Source organism: Methylobacterium sp. WL6 (assembly GCF_008040095.1).
In the GTDB taxonomy this organism is placed as follows: Bacteria; Pseudomonadota; Alphaproteobacteria; order Rhizobiales; family Beijerinckiaceae; genus Methylobacterium.
Map to the genome: position 1 here is coordinate 1 of NZ_VRVH01000556.1, position 1386 is coordinate 1386.

Annotated in this window: 1 protein-coding gene and 1 pseudogene; both read right to left on the bottom strand. The window is 71.9% G+C overall.

Annotated features, from left to right (window positions below; all coding sequences use genetic code 11):
• Positions 1-863: BatD family protein (locus tag FV230_RS28300; protein WP_147844718.1), on the bottom strand; the 863-nt coding region annotated here is incomplete at its 3' end.
• A gap of 290 nt (positions 864-1153) precedes the next feature.
• A pseudogene (locus FV230_RS28305) lies at positions 1154-1386 on the bottom strand (hypothetical protein); the annotation flags it as partial.

Sequence of the window (1386 nt, forward strand, 5' to 3'; positions counted from 1 at the left end):
GTGGCGAGCGGGGGGGCGAGGTCGCCTTCCCGGTCGGGCAGGCCGCCGCCGATCTGGCGGGCGGGGATCTCGGCCTCGCGCATCGTGCGCGACACCGTGTCGAACCACGGGATGACGATCGCGTCGAGGGGGATGATCTCGGGCACGCCGGCCTTCACGTCCCACTGGTAGGTGGCGCGCGCCACCGGGCCGGCGGGGGTGATCAGGGTCTCGCGGGTGACCGGGCCGGCGAAGGTGAGGATGCCGCGGGTGCGCATCACCGGGCGCGGCGGCAGCCCCTCGGCGACCATACCCTGCGCCTCCACCGTCACGATGCGCCGGGTGGTGTCGCCGAGCTTCACCGTCTCCGGGTCGGGCGACCAGGAATCGGTGATCGTCACGTCCTTGGCCGGCAGCCACCACGGCTCCTTGGCGTCCGGGCCGCCGCCCTCCTTGGTCCAGGTCGCGACCGGCAGCGCGACCGGGCCGGAGCGCACGTCGATCACCCGGCGCTGGCCGTCGTCGTTGATCGTCAGGCGGTGGTCGAACGGCTCGATCGTGAAGTCGCCGGCATGGTGCGGGAACACCGCGATCACCCGGTCGAAGGCGATGGCGCTCTGGCCGTCCTTCAGCTTGGTCCTGCTCCAGCGGTCGCGGCCGAGCTGGCTCCAGCTGAAGTTGGCCAGCGTCGGCTGGATCACCTCCTCGAGCAGGATCTGCTGCTTGTAGACCCCGTGGATGCGCAGCAGCACCATCTCGCGCACGAACGGCGCGGCGTTGCCGTTCAATTCGGGCGTGACCGTGAGGGTGAGGTCGCCCGGCTCGACCTCGGCGCGGGCGGGCTGGGCCAGGAGGAGGGCGGCGAACAGGACGGTCCATCGCATGCGACCCGCCCTTTCTTCCCCCCTTTGCGGGCCACGGTGTTCATGCCTCGCATCGGAGCCGTATCGATCGCGCTTGGATCCGCGCCACCCCGTCATCCCGGGGCTGCGCAGCAGAGCCCGGGATCCAGAGCCGCCGACGGCGCATGACGACCAACGCCCTGCGGTTCTGGATCCCGGGCTCGCCTCCGGCGCCCCGGGATGACGGGGAGGGCCTGAGAACCGCGTTTGCGAAGGCCATGAACCCGAAAGTGTCTGCTCGTGAGGGACGCGGTGCGGCGCATTCCAAAACCTCACCATGGGTTGCTCCCGGCGGGCATGCTGGTGCCGGCTTCGATGCGGCGGGCCTGCTCGGCCTTGAGGCGGAGCTTGAGGTAGCGGCCGGGGTCGTCCGGCAGGGTCTGGAGCCAGAGGCGGTCGGGGCGGATCTCGTGCGCCTCGAAGCTCTTGGTGACGCGGCGCACCTCCTTCTCGGGGGCCTCGGCCACCATCGCCGAGCCGCCGCCGGTGCGGCCGCGCCCGGCGG